The sequence below is a fragment of the Nesterenkonia sphaerica genome (assembly GCF_005771565.1).
GTDB classification, from domain to species: domain Bacteria; phylum Actinomycetota; class Actinomycetes; order Actinomycetales; family Micrococcaceae; genus Nesterenkonia; species Nesterenkonia sphaerica.
The window spans coordinates 33483-50889 of the sequence record NZ_VAWA01000001.1 but is presented as its reverse complement, the minus strand read 5'-3'; the positions used below and the strand labels follow the sequence as shown (position 1 = coordinate 50889).

Here is a 17407-nt window from a genome sequence, read left to right as displayed (position 1 = left end):
GCAAAGGTTACTCCTCCTCCTCTTCCTCTTCATCCTCGTCACGGTTATTGCCGTTGCCGTTCCCATTGCCATTGTTTCCACCGTTGCCGTTGCCCGGGGAGTCGTCCTCATCCTCTTCTTCTTCATCGTCGTCCTCCTCTTCCTCCTCCTCTTCCTCGTCGTCCTCCTCGTCATCGTCATCGTCCTCATCGGGCTCCGGTGCTGGTTCCGGCTGAGGCGGAGGGGCCGGCAGGGTTCCGGCGATGATCTGGATGACAGCGTCGTTGGGAATGGAATCCCCTCCGGAGACCTGCTGACCATTGACCTCATAACCCAGCAGCTCACCGCTGCCGCTGATGTCACTGGTTTCGACCCAACGGGGCTCCGGGGTCAGCTGGAATCCTTCGGAGGTGAGGTACTGCTCGCCGAGGCTGCGGTGCTGCCCCCTGTAGTTCTCGACCGCCCCGGGAAGCTCGACCTCGCCCGTGGAGACAGTCAGGTCCACCGTGGAGCCGGTCTCCACTGAGGTGCCAGATTCAGGATCGGTGCTGATCACATCACCTTCGGGTGCCTCTGGGTGGTTCTCCTCCGAGACGGTGCCAACCTCGAGCCCGGCTTCTTCGAGCATGTCGCGGGCGGTCTCTTCGGGCTGGCCGACCAGACCGTCAGGCACTTCGGTCTCCCCGGCGCCTTCGGAGATGTAGAGCATCACGTCACTGCCATTCTCCACCTCGGTCCCCTCCTCGGGGTCCGTCCTGATGGCAAGGTCAGCCTCGATCTCGGAACTGGTCTCGGTGACCGTTTCCGGGCTGAGTCCGGCATCGGTGAGTTCGGCGACAGCTTCGGCCTCCGGCATGCCCTCGACCGCAGGGATGGCGACCAGGTCTTCGTCCGCACCGGCGTTGAGCATCTGGGAGAGCACGAAAGTGACTCCCGCCAGCAGGGCCAGAGCGAGCAGCACGAGCAGCACATAGAATCCGGCGCGGTTGGGTCGGCGCCGGGGTTGGCCGTACTCCTGATAGTCCTCATAGTCAGGATCCTCAGGTGTGCGGGCGGAGAGCGGAACGGCTCCCGCCGGTGAGACGACGTCGTCGAACCCTGCGGCACCCACGGCTGCCATTTGCGTGGTGGCGACCTCGTCCACGGGAATGCCGTGCAGAGCACGGCCCAGTGCCTCATTGAATTCGTCTGCGGTTTGGAAGCGCAGCGCCGGATCCTTGATCAGTGCTTTGGTCACGACTGATTCCATGGCCGGGGAGACGTGGGGGTTGAAGTCAGAGACCGCAGGGGGCTGCTCTCGGACATGCTGATACGCCACCGAGACTGGAGACTCACCGGTGAAGGGGGGCCTGTTGGTCAGCAGTTCGAACAGGACGCAGCCTGCCGAGTAGAGATCACTGCGGTGATCGACGACCTCACCGCGGGCCTGTTCGGGAGACAGGTATTGGGCAGTGCCCACCACCGCGGAGGTCTGGGTCATCGTCTGGGCAGAATCGGCCAGCGCACGGGCGATGCCGAAGTCCATTACTTTGACGTCCCCGTTATGGGAGACCATCACATTGGAGGGCTTGATGTCCCGATGCACGATCCCCTTGGTGTGCGAGTAGCTCAGCGCCTCCAGGATCCCCGACATGTACCGGGCCGCCTCCTGGTCGCTCAGGGGACGGTTCAGAGCAGTGTCGATCTTGTTGATCAGCGGCTCGTTGATGGGGGAGACCACCTGGGTGGCATCCGGATCTGTGACGCCCAGGACATCAGAATCGGTGCGGGTGACTCCGCCTGTGGATTCCGCGGCGCTGGGAGGCGGTGGCGGGCCGTCGGCGTCGTCCTGCGCCGCCGAGTCCCGGCTGCCGTGGAGGATATGCCGCAGGGTGACCCCTTTGACGAACTCCATCACAATGTAGGGGGTCTTGGTGTCGCCGCCGTTCTCGGAAACTTGCGTGGATCCGGTGTCATAGACCCCGACGATGTTCGGATGGTTCAGTGACGCCGAGGACTGGGCCTCACGCTTGAACCGGCTCTGGAACATCGGGTCGCGGGCCAGATCAGGTCGCAGCATCTTCACCGCCACATCCCGCTCCAGGGAGAGGTCGTAGCTGCGGTAGACATCAGCCATCCCGCCGCGGCCGATCAGCCCCTCAATCCGGTAGCGGCCGTTGAGTACTCGCTCGGTCATCGATCGTCTCCTGACGCGAAGTGGGTGAGCTGCGACGACCGGTGCGCACTGGAGGTCGGGTGGGAGGCGGCCGTATGGCTTGTGCGCGCCACGCCGGAGCTGGATTCCGGAGTCGGTGCCTGTCCAGGTTCAGTGGGAGACTCAGTGGGAGACTCCGGTGTCCCGGCGGCGTCGGTGTCAGTCTCTGTGGGTTCCTGCTCAGGCTCTGGGCTGGGAGTGGGTTCCGGCTCGGGAACAGGCTCAGGTTCCGGCTCAGGCGTCGGGGTCTCGCGCGGGGTCTCGGGTGGGGGGGTGGTCGGGCTGGGGGACGGAGGCGGGGACGCCTCGGTGGTCTCCGGCGGCGGCGCCGGCGCCTCAGTGGTGGCCGGCGGCGGAGGTGGACCAGCTGAATAGAACAGCGTGACGGTGGTGCCGAGGGGGAGGCTTCCGGCGGGTGTCACCCCGGTGACAGTGCGTGCGGGCTGGTCTGACATGACCTGTTCGGCGTCCACTTGAAGTCCGCTGTCTTCCAGAAGTGCCTGCACGTCATCCACATGGCGACCGATCAGATCTTCTTCGTCCACCTCGACCATTTCCGCCTGTGCGGTCGCTGTTTCGGTGGCGTTCTCAGTCACGTAGTGGGTAGGGGAGGGTTCGGAGGCGTCTCCTTCCGCATCACTGTTCGACGCCATCATCGGCAGCACCCAGGCGCCGAAGACTGCCAGCAGCACCAGAATGATCAGTGTCAATGTCGGCCAGCGCCAGCGCGAGGCGAGAGTCGAGCGTTTGTCCGAAGTGTCGTTGTGCTTCTCCTGGGGGGAGTGCGGCAGGCCGGCGGCTTGTGCCTGCGCAGTAACCGGGAGGAACGTCCGCGCCTCTGCGGGCTCCTCTGGGGTGGCAGCTGAGAGGACGGCGGTGGACTGTCGCCGGTGGGCCTCGGTGTCTCCGCCGGCGCCAGCGGCAGCGGCGGGCAGCAACTGGGTGTCGTCGTCGTCACCGGCGTGCTGCAGGTGGTTGCCCAGCGCAGGCACAGCGGCCAGGGCTGCGGCAGTGTCGTGGCGCAGAAGTGCCTCGGCGGCGTCGGCCATCTTGCTGGCGTTGGGGGGTCGCTGATCCGTGTCCTTGGACAGCATGCACATGATCAGTGCGCGCACCTGCGCAGGGATGTGATCGGGCAGCGGCGGGGGTGGATCGTTGACCTGTTTCAGCGCGATCGCGATCTGGGACTCCCCGGTGAACGGACGGTGGCCCACCAGAGCTTCGTAGCCGATCACCCCGAGGGCGTAGATGTCCGAAGAGCCGGTGGCGTGTTGGCCTGTGGCCTGTTCGGGGGAGAGGTACTGGACGGTGCCCATCACCTGACCCGTCGCGGTCAGCGGCACCTGGTCTGCCAGGCGGGCAATTCCGAAGTCGGTGATCTTGACCCTACGGGTGGGAGTGACCAGTAGGTTTCCAGGTTTCACATCACGGTGGACCAGGCCTTGGTCATGGGCGACCTGAAGTGCCCGGCCGGTCTGGGCCATGATGGAGAGCACTTTCTCCCAGGGGAGAACCTTCTCCTTCTCCAGGATGACGCTCAGCGGACGTCCGGGCACCAGCTCCATGACCAGGTAACCCGACCCGGCCTGCTCTCCGTAGTCATAGATATCGGCGATGCCGGGGTGGTTCAGCAGTGCGGTATGGCGGGCCTCAGCGCGGAACCTGCGGAGGAACGCCTCATCCCCGGTGTACTCCTCTTTGAGGATTTTGATCGCGACTGTTCGGCCGAGGACAGTGTCATCGGCCTTCCACACCTCTCCCATACCGCCGATGGCAATACGTTCGGTGAGTTTGTAGCGGTCACCCATGGTGAGCCCGACCCCGGGTCTCATTCGTCAATCACCGCCTCCAGCATAGTAAGCATCTGAGGTCCGGTGAGCTCCGGTCCGGCGTTGAAGTCAATCTCCTCGTAGACCACGGTGACCGCGTACTGGGGGTTCTCGGCAGGGGCGAATCCTGTGATCCAGGAATTGTAGGTCTCAGGGCTGGTGCCGCGTTCTGCGGTTCCGGTCTTGGCCGCCACCTGGAAGCGGGACGAATCTGCACGCCAGCCGGTGCCCTCTTCGACCACTGAGACCATCATCTCATTGAGATCATCGGCGATCGCCTCGTCCATGACCTCATTGAGCACCTCGGGCTCGGGGTTGGACAGTATCTGCAGGTCCGAGCCCCGGACGGTCTCCACGAGCTGAGGCTTCATCATCGTGCCGCCGTTGCCTATGGCCGCAGCGGCCATGTTCATCTGGAGCGGGGTGGCGGTGACACTGGCCTGCCCGATCGAGGCGTAGGCCAGCTCGGCGTCGGAGGAGACGTCGGGGAAGCGGGAGGACTGGACGTAGACGGGGATGCGCATCGCCTCATTCCAGCCGTAGGCTTCGGCTGCCTCCAGCAGCGCATCGCCACCGAGCTCCATTGCCGCTTCGGCGAAAGGCGTATTGCAGGACTGAGCGAATATCCAGTTCAACTCCGCCTCATTGCGCTGTGCACAGTTGCCGGCGGCGAAGTTGGGCAGCGTGCGGTCGGACTGCGGCAGGTCCAACCGGGGCGGGTTGTCGAGATCGGTGTCGGTGTCGTAGTCACCAGACTCCAGCATCGCCATGGCGGTGACCAGTTTGAACGCTGAGCCCGGGAAGATCGGCCGGTTCACTGCGACGTTGTAGTTCACGTGCAGTCCGGGCTGCTCATCGAGCCGTTCCATGTTTTCTTGGTACTCGGTTCCGGAGTGGACCGCCAGTTCATTGGTGTCATAGCTGGGTTTGGACATCATCGCTTTGACCTCGCCATTGCGGACGTCGCTGACAATGATGGTCCCGCGCTGATCATCGGGGATGAGGTCGTAGGCCAGGCGCTGCAGCTCTGGGTCCACGGTGAGCTCGACCTGCGCGCCCATGACGGTGTCTCCAGTGAGCAGGGCGGTGATTCGGTCGAAGAACTGCGAGTCTGAATGTCCGGAGATGTAGTCGTTGAGGGCACCCTCGATGCCCGACTGGGATGGACCGCCCTGGACCACGGAGAAGTAGCCTGTCAGGTGACTGTAAAGCTCTGGGTCGTGATAGACCCGCTGGTAGTCATACTGGCTGCTGTCGCTGGGCACCGATTCGGCAATCGGGCTGCCGGCTACCGTAATCGGTCCCCGCGGGGCACCAGCGTCTGCGATGAACTGGCGTGAGTTCCGGTCGTCGGAGCCGAGATCGTCGGCAAAGACCACCTGCACCAGGGACAGGGCGGCAAACAGCGAAATGAAAAGGACCACGGAGACGACCCAGGTGTGACGGATAGCGTTGTTCACCGGCCCTCTCCTTCCTTGAGTGCCGGGCCGCCTGAGGGATGATGGGCGCTGGGAGCCTCGGTGACCGGACGCTGCTCACCAGTGGGCCGCCCCCTGAGTGGATCCTCGGTGCCGGAGGCCCCCTCGCCGGTGGTGTTGAGCATCGGGCCCACCACGATCGGACGGCGCGCGGCGTGGCTGATCAGCAGCACGATCGCCACGATGAGCCAGTTGGCCAACAGCGCAGAGCCTCCTGCGGCGAGGAACGGGCTGACCAGCCCGGACATGGGAATCACACGGGTGATGCCACCGACGACGACGAAGACCTGCAGTACCAGGACCATCGCCAGACCCACAGCCAGCAGCTTCCCGAAGTGGTCGCGGGTGCCGAGTCCAGCGCGCATATAGCGGGAGAAGAGAATCAGGTACAGCACCAGCATGGCGGAGAGCCCCAGGAACCCCAGCTCCTCTCCGAAGGCCACAATAATCATGTCCGAATTCGCCAGCGCGACAATCTGCGGGGACCCGGAGCCGAGGCCGGTGCCGGTGAGGCCTCCGTGGGCCAGCCCGAACAAACCCTGCACGAGTTGGTGGGAGCCGTAGAGCTGGTCGTAGATCTCTTGGTCAAAAGCATTGAGCCAGATGTCGAACCGATTCCTGGCATGCCAAACGAACTGGTAGGCCAGCACCGCACCGACTGCCACAAAGGCCACACCGATAGCCACCCAGGAGATGCGGGAGGTTGCCACATAGATGACCGCGACGAACAGGCCGAAGAACATCAGGGCGTTGCCCAGGTCGTTCTGGACAATGAGCACGCCCATGGCGATCAGCCAGGCCAGGAACAAGGGCCCCAGATCCTGCAGGCGGGGGAAGGTCAAAGGCCCCACTTTGCGCCCAGCCAGCAGGATGAGATCGCGGTTGTTGGCCAGGAAGCCAGCGAAGAAGATCCCCAGGGTGATCTTGGCAAGCTCCCCAGGCTGGAAGCTCATGCCACCAATGGTGATCCACACCTGGGCGCCCTGAATGTCCTGACCCAGACCTGGCACGATCGGCAGGAACAGCAGCAGGACGCTGACCGCCAACGAGATGTAGGTCAGCTGCCGGAGTTTGCGGTGGTCCTTGAGCAGTACCAGCAGTGCAATCGCCGCCACCATGGAGATCGCTGTCCACATTAGCTGCCGGTCAGCGACCCCGTCGTACCGGCTGGTGAAGTCCAGCCGGTGAATCATGGCAATACCCAGCCCGTTGAGGGTGACCACTATCGGCAGGATGAAGGGGTCGGCGTACTTGGCCTTCAGGCGCAGGGCAATGTGGAACGCCAGGGCCAAGCCGACTTGCAGGCCGCCCTCCAACCAATAGCGCTGATCAATTTCGTCTTCCAGGTTCAGCCCGACCAGCACTTGGGCGCCGATACCGATGGTCAGGGCGATCAGCAGCAGCAGGAGTTCGATGGTGCGCCGCGGCTTGGGGTGCCCGTCCGGGTTCTTCGACTTCACTGCTCACCCCCGATGCCCTGTTCCAGGTTGTCCACAATCTGCTCGGCGTGGCCCCGGTTCTCGGCGAAAATCCCGGACTCCACCCGGTTGCGGTCATAGCGGGGGAGGTCTTCGACGCTGATGTCGGTGTGCTCGTCCACTTCGGCCAAGGAGATCGGGCCCAAGGACTGAGAGACACCGGTGAAAATGGCTACTTGACCGTCGTCTTCACCGACGAAGTACTGCGTCTGGGTCCACACGTACCCCAGGAAGGTGACGATGCCGATCAGCACGACCAGCAGGGCCACAAACGTGGGCAGGAACCAGCGGCGTGGCCGCCTCGCGGCGCGGACGGCGGCGAGCTCGTCGTCGTCGAGAACGTACTCGGGGTCCTCTTCCTCCTCAGCGGTGCGCTGGGCCGGCTCCTGTTCCGGTGCAGCTGACTCGGTCTGCCCGGGAGAGTGCTCAGGGGGCCGGTCTGCAGGGGTGTCGCCGAGCATCTCGGAATAGGTGTGGCGCACTGGTTTCAGCGGCTGTCCGGTCAGCAGCGCCGCCATGGGGTGTTCGTCCACATTGCGCGGCACCACAGGGATGGTTCCGGTCTCAGCGGCAGCCACGGCGGCGCCCACCAACGTGTGCGGACGCACCCCCAGGGTGCGTTCCACCATCGCTGCAGACAGGGGAGAAAGCTCCCCCTCCTTCGGGGAAAGACCCTCGAGCGCATCGCGGTTCACCACCGGAATGACATCCAGTTCCATAGTGTGCTGGCCGGCTTCATCACCGAACCGGCCGGCGGATGCCACCGCCTGTTCGCTCAGCGGGACGGCGTCCGAGCTGGCCAGATGCTCCTCCTCGGCCTGGACCACGTCCAGGGCAACCACCGTCACGTTATCCGGTGCGCCCCCTTCCAAGGTCAGGTCCACCAGATCGTCGACGATCTTCTCCAACGAATCGGAGCTGCGCATCTTCTGTTCGATCAGCCGGTCGGAGACCACTGCGTTGAGCCCGTCGGAGCACAGCAGCCAGCGCTCACCTGCCTCCAGCGGGAAACTGGTGATGTCCAGCTCAGGTGAGGCGTCGACGTCGCCGAGCACACGCATCAGCACGTTCTTGTGCGGATGATATTCGGCGGCTTCGGGGTCCAACCGGCCTTCATCGACCAGGCGCTGTACGAAGGTGTGGTCGTGGCTGACCTGGCGGAACCGGCGCTTTTTCAGCCGGTAGGCCCGCGAGTCACCGATATGGGCGAACTGCAGCTTGTCCCCGGTGATCAGGCACGCGGTGATGGTGGTGCCCATCCCGGCGAGCTTCGGGTTCGTCTTCACCAGCTTGTTCAGGAACGCGTTGGCGGTCTGGATTTCATCTGGGAGCACTGTGTCAGGCTCAGCGAAGCCGCGGGTGTCCAGATGGGCGAGGTCCAGCACTGTGGAGGCTGAGGCGACATCTCCGCCGGCGTGTCCGCCCATCCCGTCGGCGACCACGGCGAAGTACCGTCCGGCGTATCCGGAGTCGTCATTCTTGCTGCGGACGACCCCGGCGTCGGAGCGGGCTGCGAAACGGAAGACCAGGCTCATCGCGGTCTCAGGTCCTCAGTTCCAGGACGGTCTTGCCGATGCGGATGCGGTCCCCGGGCTCCACGGTGGTGGCGCGGGTGAGCTGCTCGTCACCGAGCCATGTGCCATTGGTGGACCCGAGGTCTTCCAAAAACCAACGTGAGCCCTGCGGGAACAGCCGGGCGTGCTTGCCGGAGGAGTAGTCGTCGTCGAGCACCACCGTGCATTCCTGGGCCCTGCCAAGCATGATGGGGATGGAGCCGAGCTCGATCTCGGTGCCTACCAACGGGCCTTCGGAGATGACCAGTCGTTTGGGCCGCGGCCGGGGCATTTGACCTGAATGATGGACCGTGGCGGGGGTGCCCTCCCCGTCACCAGCGGTGCTGGGAGCGTCATTGTTGCGCGGCGGGCGGGTGCGCGAACGCTTGGAGACCATCATGTCGCGGCCCTGGGCGGCGATGATGGAAAGAATCAGGATCCAGAGCAGCAGCAGCAGGCCGAACTGGAGGACTGTGATCGCGAGTTCGCTCATATGTGGTGGGGTCCTCAGCCGAGCCGGAAGCGCATGCGGGCATTGCCGAGGGTAATCACTGCCCCGTCGAACAGCTCAGCTTCAGTGCTGCGCAGCTCCTGGCCGTCCACGTACGCCCCGTTGGTGGAACCCAGGTCACGGGCGGTCCAGCGACTGCCGCTCTTGGCAACTTCCAAGTGCTTCCGGGAGACCCCGGTGTCGGAGATGGTGATGTCCGCCGAGGAAGAACGGCCGATCACCGTGGACGGGTCCTCCAGCGTGTAGGTGCGGCCATCGTGCTCCAACGTGGCCAGCCCGCTGCGGGCCTCCATGGTGTTGCGCGCCATTTGAGCGGGAAGCGCGGCGGTGGCTGCCGGGCCAGAGGACGGTGCCTGCGGGGGCCGCGGAACTCCTGCCTGGTGGGAGGGGGTGGATCTGCCGCTGCGCTCAGTCTGGGTCTCGATGCTCATTTGGCCGCGCCGCAGCTCGGTGTTCTTCACGAACGTCGCTTTGACCGGGCCCAGCAGGGTGTACCCCTGAGACTCTGCATAGCGAATGATCTCGTCGCAGAGCTCCTCGGCCAGGGCGGTGCCGTACTTCTTCGCCTCCGCGAAGTCGTGCTCTGCGAGGCGGATCTTATAGAGGTTAGGTACCAACGCGGCGCCGTGCTCAGCGGTCGACGACTCGCGGTCCATGTGGCGGCGTACTGCAGTAGCGATCTCCACGGGGCCGACGCTCCCTCCGCGTCCGGAGAAGGCACTCCGGACGACTTTCTCGATGCTGCGTTCCAACGTGTCGAGCAGTCCCACGGGCACCTCCTTCAGCGTCTTGGTCTTCAGGTGCGTCCAGCACATTGCAGGTGGACACACGATGGGCAGTCTCGCGCAGATTCTACTGTCTCACCCTGGGGAAGCCGCACCCAAACCCTCAAGCCCACAGAGAACGTCGGTCCTCGCGGCACCTTCTGCGGCTCTGCAGCCCTCTGCGGGGCTCGGGGGTCCACGGCGTCGGCGACGCCGCCTTTCCCGCTGCCCCTGATGTCGCCCTCACCTCGGCGTTCCCTGCCCTCGGGGGGACGGCGGCCCCTGGCTGGCCTCGCACCTCTCCGGGGAACACCTTGCGCCCCTCCGGGGAACACAGCGTCTCCGGATGTGGGAAATGGCGGCACATTTGCCCTCATTTCCCACATCTAGAGACGCGCTGCGGGTGGACCGGGGCCGCCGCAGGCAGTCCAGCGCTCTCCTCCCATCGGGAGACCAACATGTGAACACCACTCGAGGTTTTTCAATTTTGAAATAAATCTGAGGTATGGTCCGTTGTGTCTGATCGAACCGCGGGCCAACCTGCGGAGAACTGCACCCCAGCAGTCGACACCCCCATCACCTCTGCAAAAAAGGAGAAACACCCATGGCAACCACTCTGACCCCCGGCACCTGGACTTTGGACGGCTCCCACTCCGAGATCGGCATGAGCGTCCGGCACGCCGGCGTTTCCCGCGTCCGGGCCGTGTTCGAGGACTCCACCGGCACCGTGAAGGTCGGCGAAGACGGCACCGCTGACGTCAACGCCGTGGTGCGGGCGGATTCCTTCAACTCCAAGGCGCAGGACCGTGACGCCCATGTCAAGGGTGAGGACTTCCTCAACGCTGAGAAGTACCCCGAGCTGACGTTCGTCACCAATTCGGTCAAGCCCAACGGAGAAGTCTTCGACCTCACCGGTGAACTGACCATCCGCGGGGTCACCAAGACCGTGACCTTTGAGACGGAGTTCGGTGGCCAGGCGGTGGATCCATTCGGCATGACCCGGGCCGGTTTCTCGGCCACCACCACCATTTCGCGGAAGGATTTCGGTCTGACCTGGAACGCTGCTCTGGAGGCCGGCGGGGTACTGGTCAGCGACAAGGTCAAGATCGACCTGGACGTCGCCTTCGTCCACCAGGGCGAGTAGTCACGTTGGACTCCGCCGCCGGCTCATAGCGAGCTGCGAGCATCACAGAACGCCCCTTGCGCATTGCCACTCGCGCAGGGGGCGTTCCAGTGCTGCGCTGCCGGACCCGGTACAGAACGGAAGGTTTGACCAGTCCGTGCGGGGGTTACTCCTCCGGGGCCTCTTCCTGGGGCGCTGGCTGTTCTTCATGCTGGGGCTCCTCGACTGGGGCCGGGTCCTCTTCCTGCGGGGCCTCGGGCACCGGGGCGTCCTCTTCGATGAGCTCCTGCTCAGCCGGTGGCAGGTCACCGGGGCCGTCATCTTCAACGGCCGGCTCCTCTGCTTCGCCGCCGGGACTGCCTGCCCCACCGAAAAACGTGGTGCCGCTACTGTCCTCATTTCGCACAATGTCAGACAGAGGCTGACCCACGGATAACTCGATCACCGTCACCGTCCCGGCCAAGAGCACGAAGACCAATGCGATCGAGCCGAATATCTTCTTCGGGCCGTAACGATCCATCATCGTCTTCCAGGCCTCGCGCACGCCGCCAGGTGATGCGTGTGCGGGGCTTTCAGGATGGTCAGGTGCGGGTTCGTGGCGCATCGATGCAGCCGCCTCAGAGTCACCGCCCCCGGACCCAAAGGATTCAGTGGTGTCGTCCTCGGTCTCAGCGCGAGCGTCAGAGGTATGTGCTTCCCGGCTCATGCGGGCAGGCAGCACCTCGGGCCGAGGCCCGCGACGCTTGGCCATCGGCTGGGCACGCTTGACCTTCACTCTGGCGCTGTAGATTGCTGAGGAGTACATAAAATTCCCAAGAACGGTGAGGATGCTCACCAAGCCCACGCCGATAACAGTGCCAGCGACCCCAAGGAAAGACATGAAATAGGTGACGCTGATCGCGGTCAACGTCCCCGCCAGAGTCTGCGGCACCGAAGGGCGCGGAGGCTTTTCCGGATCAGACTCAGGGGAGTGGTGACGAACTTCCTCCTCGCCACCGCGGGCACCATTACGGAACGCACTCACAGGTGCCGACTATACGGGCGTTGGGGCGCCGCCGCGAGCCGGATGACCTCCCGGCGACGTACCTGAAATCCTCTGCCTCGGCCCGATGCGGGCAGAGATCGCGCTCAGGGCTCCGCGTGCATACAGTGAGGTTCAAGAACGAGCCGCTCCGGCTCGACGGGCAGAGCAGAGGGAGAGCACCATGAGCGCGGAGTACACCATCCGGCATCCCCGGCTGCATGAGGCGGAACGGCTCGCCGAGGTGCACATCGCCTCGTGGAAGGAAGCCTATGAGGGGATCCTGCCTGACCAGTTCTGGAACGACGACGCCTACCAGCGGCGACTGGACTCCTGGCGACAGATGCTCGCCGATCCAGCCCACCGGGCTCGCACCCGCGTCACCGAAGTCCACGGCACCGTGGTCGGAATGGCCCAGATCGGCCCTCCGCGGGAGGATGACGTGGACGTGGAGCATGAGCTGTACATGATCTATCTCCTGGCCGACCACCAGGGCAATGGGGCCTCCTCCGCCATGCTCGAAGAGCTGCTCCACCACAAGTCCGCCTCGCTGTGGGTGCTGAAGACCAACGCACGGGCGCTCGCGTTCTACCGCAAACATGGATTCACCCCCGACGGGGCCGAAAAAGACCTCGGCGAAGATGCCGGGGCCGAGGCCCTAGCCGGCATCGTGGAAATCCGCATGGTCCGTGAACCCCAATAGGCTGACGCGCACCAGACGCGCCGCCGCGGAGGGTCTGGCAGACTGTGTTGCTATGCCTGAACTGCCGGAGGTCGAGGTGGTCCGCCGCGGAGTGCACCAATGGGCCACCGGCCGCACTGTGCGTAGCGTCACCGTCCACGATGACCGCAGTCTCCGGCGTCACCCCGCTGGCCCGGATGCATTCCGGCGCCACCTGACCGGCCTGCGCTTAGGTGAACCCCAGCGGCGCGGGAAATTCCTCTGGATACCCCTGCTCACCCCCCGCGCGCACGAGCCATCCAGCGCCCTGGTCATCCATCTGGGCATGAGCGGGCAGGTGCTCATGGAGCGCGACGACGCCCCCGCTGAAAAGCACCTCAAGATCACCCTGGATCTGGGCACCGGTCATGGCGTTCAGAACACGGCCGCGCAGTCGAGCACACCGAATCAGCTCCGGTTCGTCGACCAGCGCATTTTCGGAGGCATGCACATAGCGGCCTTAGTCCCGGATGTGACGGTCGCTGGTTCGTCCAGGCTGATCCCGCAGTCGGCCACACATATCGCTCCAGACCCACTGGAGCCGGCGGTCACCGCAGAGTGGTTCTTCCAGGCGCTGAGGCGTCGTCGTACGGGCCTGAAACGGGCGCTGCTGGATCAGACCGTCCTGTCCGGGGTGGGAAACATCTACGCAGATGAAGCGCTCTGGCGGGCCCAGCTGCACTATGCCCGGCGGACCGACACGATCACCCGAGCCGCAGCAGCCCGGCTGCTGACCGGACTCCGGGAGGTGATGGAGGCTGCACTGGAGGCCGGCGGCACCAGCTTCGATGCCCTTTACGTCAACGTCAACGGGGCCTCGGGCTACTTCGACCGATCGCTGGAAGCCTACGGTCAGGCCGGAAGGGAGTGCTCTCGCTGTGCCGCGGTAGCAGTTGAGGGCAGTTCAGGTCCACCAACTGTGATTATGCGAGCCAAGTTCATGGGACGCTCTTCCTACTGGTGCCCGAGCTGTCAGCCCCGCCCTCGAAACGGCCACTGGTGAGCGATGATGCGTGGATGAGCATGGTGGATGCGCCGCGTGGATGAGCATCGTGGATGACCCCGGGTGCGGAACCCAGTCTGGTCGGTGGAGCTCGCCGTGCTCCGCCCGGGCCGCGCTAGGCTGAAGTGATGACAGTGGTTCGGACAGGGTTCAGTGTGCCGAAGCTGCCGGGGGAGTGCGCTGCCATAGCCGTGCTGCGCCAGCGATCGCACCGTTCAGGGGAGGACGAGTGATCAGCGTTGCTGACGCTCAGGAGAAAGTGGGGCGGGCCTATGACCGGCTGTTCCCCGAATGGGCCCTCCGTGGTGCCGAGCCGCCGGTGGTCGACATCCCGCTGTATCCGCCGACCCAGCAAGCGGCTCTCGAGGCCCCCAGGGAAGTGCAGGACTGGATCCAGAATTGGCGGATTCAGGAGCGCAACTTCGGCCCCGGAGCGCGCCTGAACTGGGAGTCTCGGCAGGGGGGAAGCGTCGGCAGCCAGCGCGTGCCCACCGGGCTTGTGCTGCAGACCCCGGACCAGGCTGCGGCTTTCCTTGACCGCAGCGCGCACTGGAAGGCGGCCCAGAACCGGTGCGCTGAACTGCGGAGCCTGCTGGAGGGCCACGCACGAGCCCCGGAGTCGGCCGCGGTGGAAACCGTGCCGGATGTGCTGCGCCGACGGATGAAGAAGCTCACTGATCTCGACCGCACCGAATACCTCCGGCTGTGGGACGCGCTGAGCTGGCTGCTGGAGAACCCCACGTCCGGTGTCTACCCGCGGCAGATGCCCATACGTGGGGTGGACAGCACGTGGTGGGAGCAGCACGCCTCCCTGGTGGAGCCGCTCTACGCCGCCGCCACCGGGTCCACCTCAGTGGGGCTGTTGGTAGCTCCTCGGCTGGTGCGGATCCGAGCACTGGATCCGGTCCTCGCGCCAGGCGGGGTGGGTGACTTCGCCGCACCGGTTGACGAGATCAGCCGATGGAACGTCACCCCGGCGGTGGTGCTGATGGTGGAGAACCTGCAGACCTTCCTGGCGCTGCCGGAGCTGGAGGGAACGCTGGCTGTGCACAGCAGTGCGTACGCCGCACGGAACCTGGCGCGGATCCCGTGGCTGTCTGAGACGCGCATCATCTACTGGGGAGACCTTGATGTGGACGGGTTCCGGATCCTCAGCATGGTCCGCTCCGTGCTGGGTCACACTGAATCCGCCTTGATGGACCGCGCGACGCTCACCGCCCATTGGGATCTTGCCGGGCCGGACCGCAAGGACGCCCCCCGAGGCCTGCCGGAGCATCTCACCGCCGCCGAGCGCGACGCCTTCGCCGCCCTGGGCGAGCACGGCCAACTGCGCCTGGAGCAGGAACGAATCCCGTGGGACTACGCAGTAGGCAGGCTGCACCGAATGCTCAATCGCAGATAGGGCTGCGATCAGTCGAAAGCGCAGCGCACCCGGTGCTGCAGCTGCCGCCACTGCCGGGCGGGATCCAACTCGGCGGCCAGCGTGTGCAGCTCCACCATGACCGGCTCTGCGGTGTGCCTGTCCGCAGTCACCTGCGCGGTGACGCCGTCGCGGTCAGTGGTCCGCTGAATCATGGACCCGGGCATCAGGTTCATCAGCACCATCGCCACCTGCCGAGCGTGACCTTCCGGGAGATCGATGGGCGCGGTCACCACCGCCGGGTCGATGCGCACCGGACGCCGCAGCGCACGCCGCGCCACATCCACGCCGCCGCGCACCGACTGGCCCCCGAACCACAGGCCGAGCACCGCGGAGAACCAGAGCCGCCGCGGCCAACGCCGCACCCGGACCGGTCCGCGCGGGGGCAGGAGCCACAGGCTCAGGGCAGTGCAGCTCGCCACCGAGAACAGCCCGTACACTGCGTAATCCGGCGATGCTGCCGTGAAGCCCAGCCACACACCAGCCAGCACTGCCGCGCGCGACGACGCCGCCACCACCCAGATCATGACCATCCGAACATTCACCTCACACCTCCTCCCCACACCACCACTGCCACGACCGCTGTAGCTGTCAGAACTAGGATGACCACGCCCGAACCCTCCCAGCTGTCCACGGTGCTCTCTGCCCGGGCGATGCCGCGGCGCGATCGGGCGGCAGCCCCGCGTGCTGCCGCCGCGCCCCCCTGCAGCACCGCTGCGGAGCCCCGGTGGGCGAGCTCAACACCTCTCGAGGTGCGCTTCCAAGCGCCGGTGAGCAGCGATTCCTCGGCCACCACGAGGTCACCGGGCTGAACCGTGGTGCCGTCCGCGCGCAGCCACGCCGGCGCCAGCCTGCGCCGGGCAGCCCACCAGGCCACGGCTCCCGCAGCCAGCCCCAGCAGAATCGGCCAGGAGGCATCCCACAGCGCGGTGGCGGTCCAGCTGAATTCACCGGCGGCGGGGAGCCACCACAAGCCTGCCGCCCACGGCACCGTCACTCCGGCGGCGCAGACCGCCAGCCAGGACAGTAGTTCGCCGTCGGGCGGACGGGGAGCTGCTCGATCCGCACGGCTGATCACCCACCCAAAACGCATCAGCAGCAGGGTCGAACCGACAGCCACCAGGGGCAGCAGCTCGGCCAGCCCGAGACCCATCACACTGATGCCTTCCACCGCTTCCTTGGATACGTACTTGCCGTAGGCACCGGAGGTCAGCGGGGCACCGGCCACAGCGAGTGCGGCCCCCACCATCCCGACTGTGACCAACACTCCGGTGCGGCCGCTGCCGTAGTGCTTGACCACCGGCACACCGAGGAAGAGTGCTCCCTTGGCCAGTCCGTGGTGCACCGCATACAACACAGCGGCGGCACTCGCCGCCCCGGCGGCGGAAGGGTTCAGCATTGCCACGGCCACCAGGCAGGTCATGAAACCCATTTGCGAGATCGTCGAATAGGCCAGCACCACTTTGGGGTCCTGCTGCAGCACGCCGATCACGACTGCAGCGAATGCCCCGAGCAGGGCCAGCGCCAGGAGCACGTGTCCTGCAGGTACGTCCCCTGGCCCCTGACCCAGCGGCAGAAACCTGATCCACCCCACCAAGCCAGCTTTGACCATCGCCCCCGAGAGCACCGCGGAGGCGGCCGGCGGTGCCGCCGGGTGCGCCAGGGGTAACCACACGTGCAGAGGCACCGTCCCAGCCTTGACCCCGAAACCGATCAGCAGTAACACCACGATCAGGCCCGTGTGATCGGAGGAGGCGACCGCCGCAGGGGCTTCCGCCACCAGGTAGCCACCGGCACCAGCGGTGAGAAGCAGACCTGCCAGGATCGCGGTTTCGCTGAACACCGACATCACCAGGTAGATCCTGGTGGCCCGGCGCGCACGCTGGTGACGGTAATGGATCACCAAACCGGCGGCGGAGAAGCTCATCACTGCGAACGTCAGGTAGAAGCTCACTACGTCCGCCGCCCAATAGGTGCCGATGTTGCCGGTGAAGCACACCAGAAGGAATCCGCTCAGCGCACCCGAGCCGCGCTCGGCATCCTTGGTCTTGAGCCAGCCGACCGCCACCAGAGCGCCACCGTAGAGCAGCGCGGCGATAAGTGTCAGTGCTCGCGCGGCCGGGTCCAGCGAGAACACTGTGCCGAACAGCAGCCAGGGCGCCTGCCACTCCGCGTCCGGACTCAGCAGCGTCAGCGCCGCAGCGGGCACCACGGTCACCGGTGACAGTACGGTCGCGCCGCGGCGCAGCCGGAGCGCACCCTGCGGGGACAGCAGGCCCGCCAAAGCGATGATCGCGGCGAGCACCACAGGGGCAGCCAGCCCTACAGCCATG

General features: G+C 65.5%; 14 protein-coding genes. 4 read left to right on the top strand and 10 right to left on the bottom strand.

Translation table 11 applies throughout. The annotated features are described in order from the left end of the window. Nucleotides 1-7 precede the first annotated feature (7 nt). Genes FEF27_RS13440 through FEF27_RS00225 form a run of 7 tightly spaced genes read right to left on the bottom strand, consistent with a single transcriptional unit; the run spans nt 8 to nt 9792 of the window. Entirely contained in the window at nt 8-2155 is a 2148-nt protein-coding gene (locus FEF27_RS13440; protein ID WP_208009538.1) for a protein kinase domain-containing protein, read from the bottom strand. Beyond that, on the bottom strand, nt 2152-4005 hold the full coding sequence (locus FEF27_RS00250; protein ID WP_138168824.1) for a protein kinase domain-containing protein: 1854 nt from the start codon (nt 4003-4005) through the stop codon (nt 2152-2154). Before FEF27_RS00250 ends, FEF27_RS13440 begins: the two co-directional genes overlap by 4 nt. Beyond that, nucleotides 4002-5462, bottom strand: coding sequence for a penicillin-binding transpeptidase domain-containing protein (locus tag FEF27_RS00245; RefSeq protein WP_138168823.1), 1461 nt, complete (start codon nt 5460-5462; stop codon nt 4002-4004). The genes FEF27_RS00250 and FEF27_RS00245 overlap by 4 nt, the downstream gene beginning before the upstream one ends. Further along, nucleotides 5459-6940 carry an FtsW/RodA/SpoVE family cell cycle protein gene (locus FEF27_RS00240; RefSeq protein ID WP_243728877.1) on the bottom strand — a complete coding sequence of 494 codons (1482 nt, stop codon included), beginning with the start codon at nt 6938-6940 and terminating at the stop codon, nt 5459-5461. Before FEF27_RS00240 ends, FEF27_RS00245 begins: the two co-directional genes overlap by 4 nt. Continuing rightward, complete coding sequence (locus FEF27_RS00235) at nt 6937-8493, bottom strand: PP2C family protein-serine/threonine phosphatase (protein WP_138168822.1); 1557 nt, start codon at nt 8491-8493, stop codon at nt 6937-6939. The genes FEF27_RS00240 and FEF27_RS00235 overlap by 4 nt, the downstream gene beginning before the upstream one ends. Before the next feature lie 7 nt (nt 8494-8500). Further along, entirely contained in the window at nt 8501-9004 is a 504-nt protein-coding gene (locus FEF27_RS00230; protein WP_138168821.1) for an FHA domain-containing protein FhaB/FipA, read from the bottom strand. Between the two features lie 14 nt (nt 9005-9018). Then, on the bottom strand, nt 9019-9792 hold the full coding sequence (locus tag FEF27_RS00225; protein WP_138169043.1) for an FhaA domain-containing protein: 774 nt from the start codon (nt 9790-9792) through the stop codon (nt 9019-9021). A 598-nt stretch (nt 9793-10390) separates the two neighbouring features. Between FEF27_RS00225 and FEF27_RS00220 the strand changes: the two genes are divergently transcribed. Continuing rightward, nucleotides 10391-10930, top strand: a complete 540-nt coding sequence (locus FEF27_RS00220) for a YceI family protein (RefSeq protein WP_138168820.1) — start codon at nt 10391-10393, stop codon at nt 10928-10930. A gap of 145 nt (nt 10931-11075) precedes the next feature. Here FEF27_RS00220 and FEF27_RS00215 read toward each other — a convergent pair whose 3' ends face one another. Continuing rightward, nucleotides 11076-11933: a hypothetical protein gene (locus FEF27_RS00215; RefSeq protein WP_138168819.1), complete on the bottom strand. Its 858-nt coding sequence runs from the start codon at nt 11931-11933 to the stop codon at nt 11076-11078. A 181-nt stretch (nt 11934-12114) separates the two neighbouring features. On the opposite strand from FEF27_RS00215, the gene FEF27_RS00210 reads away from it, so the two are divergent. The 3 genes from FEF27_RS00210 (at nt 12115) to FEF27_RS00200 (ending at nt 15056) form a co-directional block, all read left to right on the top strand. Then, nucleotides 12115-12633 (top strand): GNAT family N-acetyltransferase, encoded by a 519-nt coding sequence (locus FEF27_RS00210; RefSeq protein ID WP_166429859.1) that lies wholly within the window; start codon nt 12115-12117, stop codon nt 12631-12633. Nucleotides 12634-12685: 52 nt separating this feature from the next. Next, nucleotides 12686-13654 (top strand): bifunctional DNA-formamidopyrimidine glycosylase/DNA-(apurinic or apyrimidinic site) lyase, encoded by a 969-nt coding sequence (gene mutM, locus FEF27_RS00205; RefSeq protein ID WP_138168817.1) that lies wholly within the window; start codon nt 12686-12688, stop codon nt 13652-13654. 229 nt (nt 13655-13883) lie between these two features. Then, nucleotides 13884-15056, top strand: coding sequence for a Wadjet anti-phage system protein JetD domain-containing protein (locus FEF27_RS00200; protein ID WP_166429858.1), 1173 nt, complete (start codon nt 13884-13886; stop codon nt 15054-15056). Nucleotides 15057-15064: 8 nt separating this feature from the next. Here the strand turns inward: FEF27_RS00200 and FEF27_RS00195 are convergent, their stop codons facing one another. Further along, entirely contained in the window at nt 15065-15619 is a 555-nt protein-coding gene (locus tag FEF27_RS00195; protein WP_138168815.1) for a Na+/H+ antiporter subunit E, read from the bottom strand. Beyond that, on the bottom strand, nt 15616-17406 hold the full coding sequence (locus tag FEF27_RS00190; protein WP_138168814.1) for a complex I subunit 5 family protein: 1791 nt from the start codon (nt 17404-17406) through the stop codon (nt 15616-15618). The genes FEF27_RS00195 and FEF27_RS00190 overlap by 4 nt, the downstream gene beginning before the upstream one ends. Nucleotide 17407 lies beyond the last annotated feature (1 nt).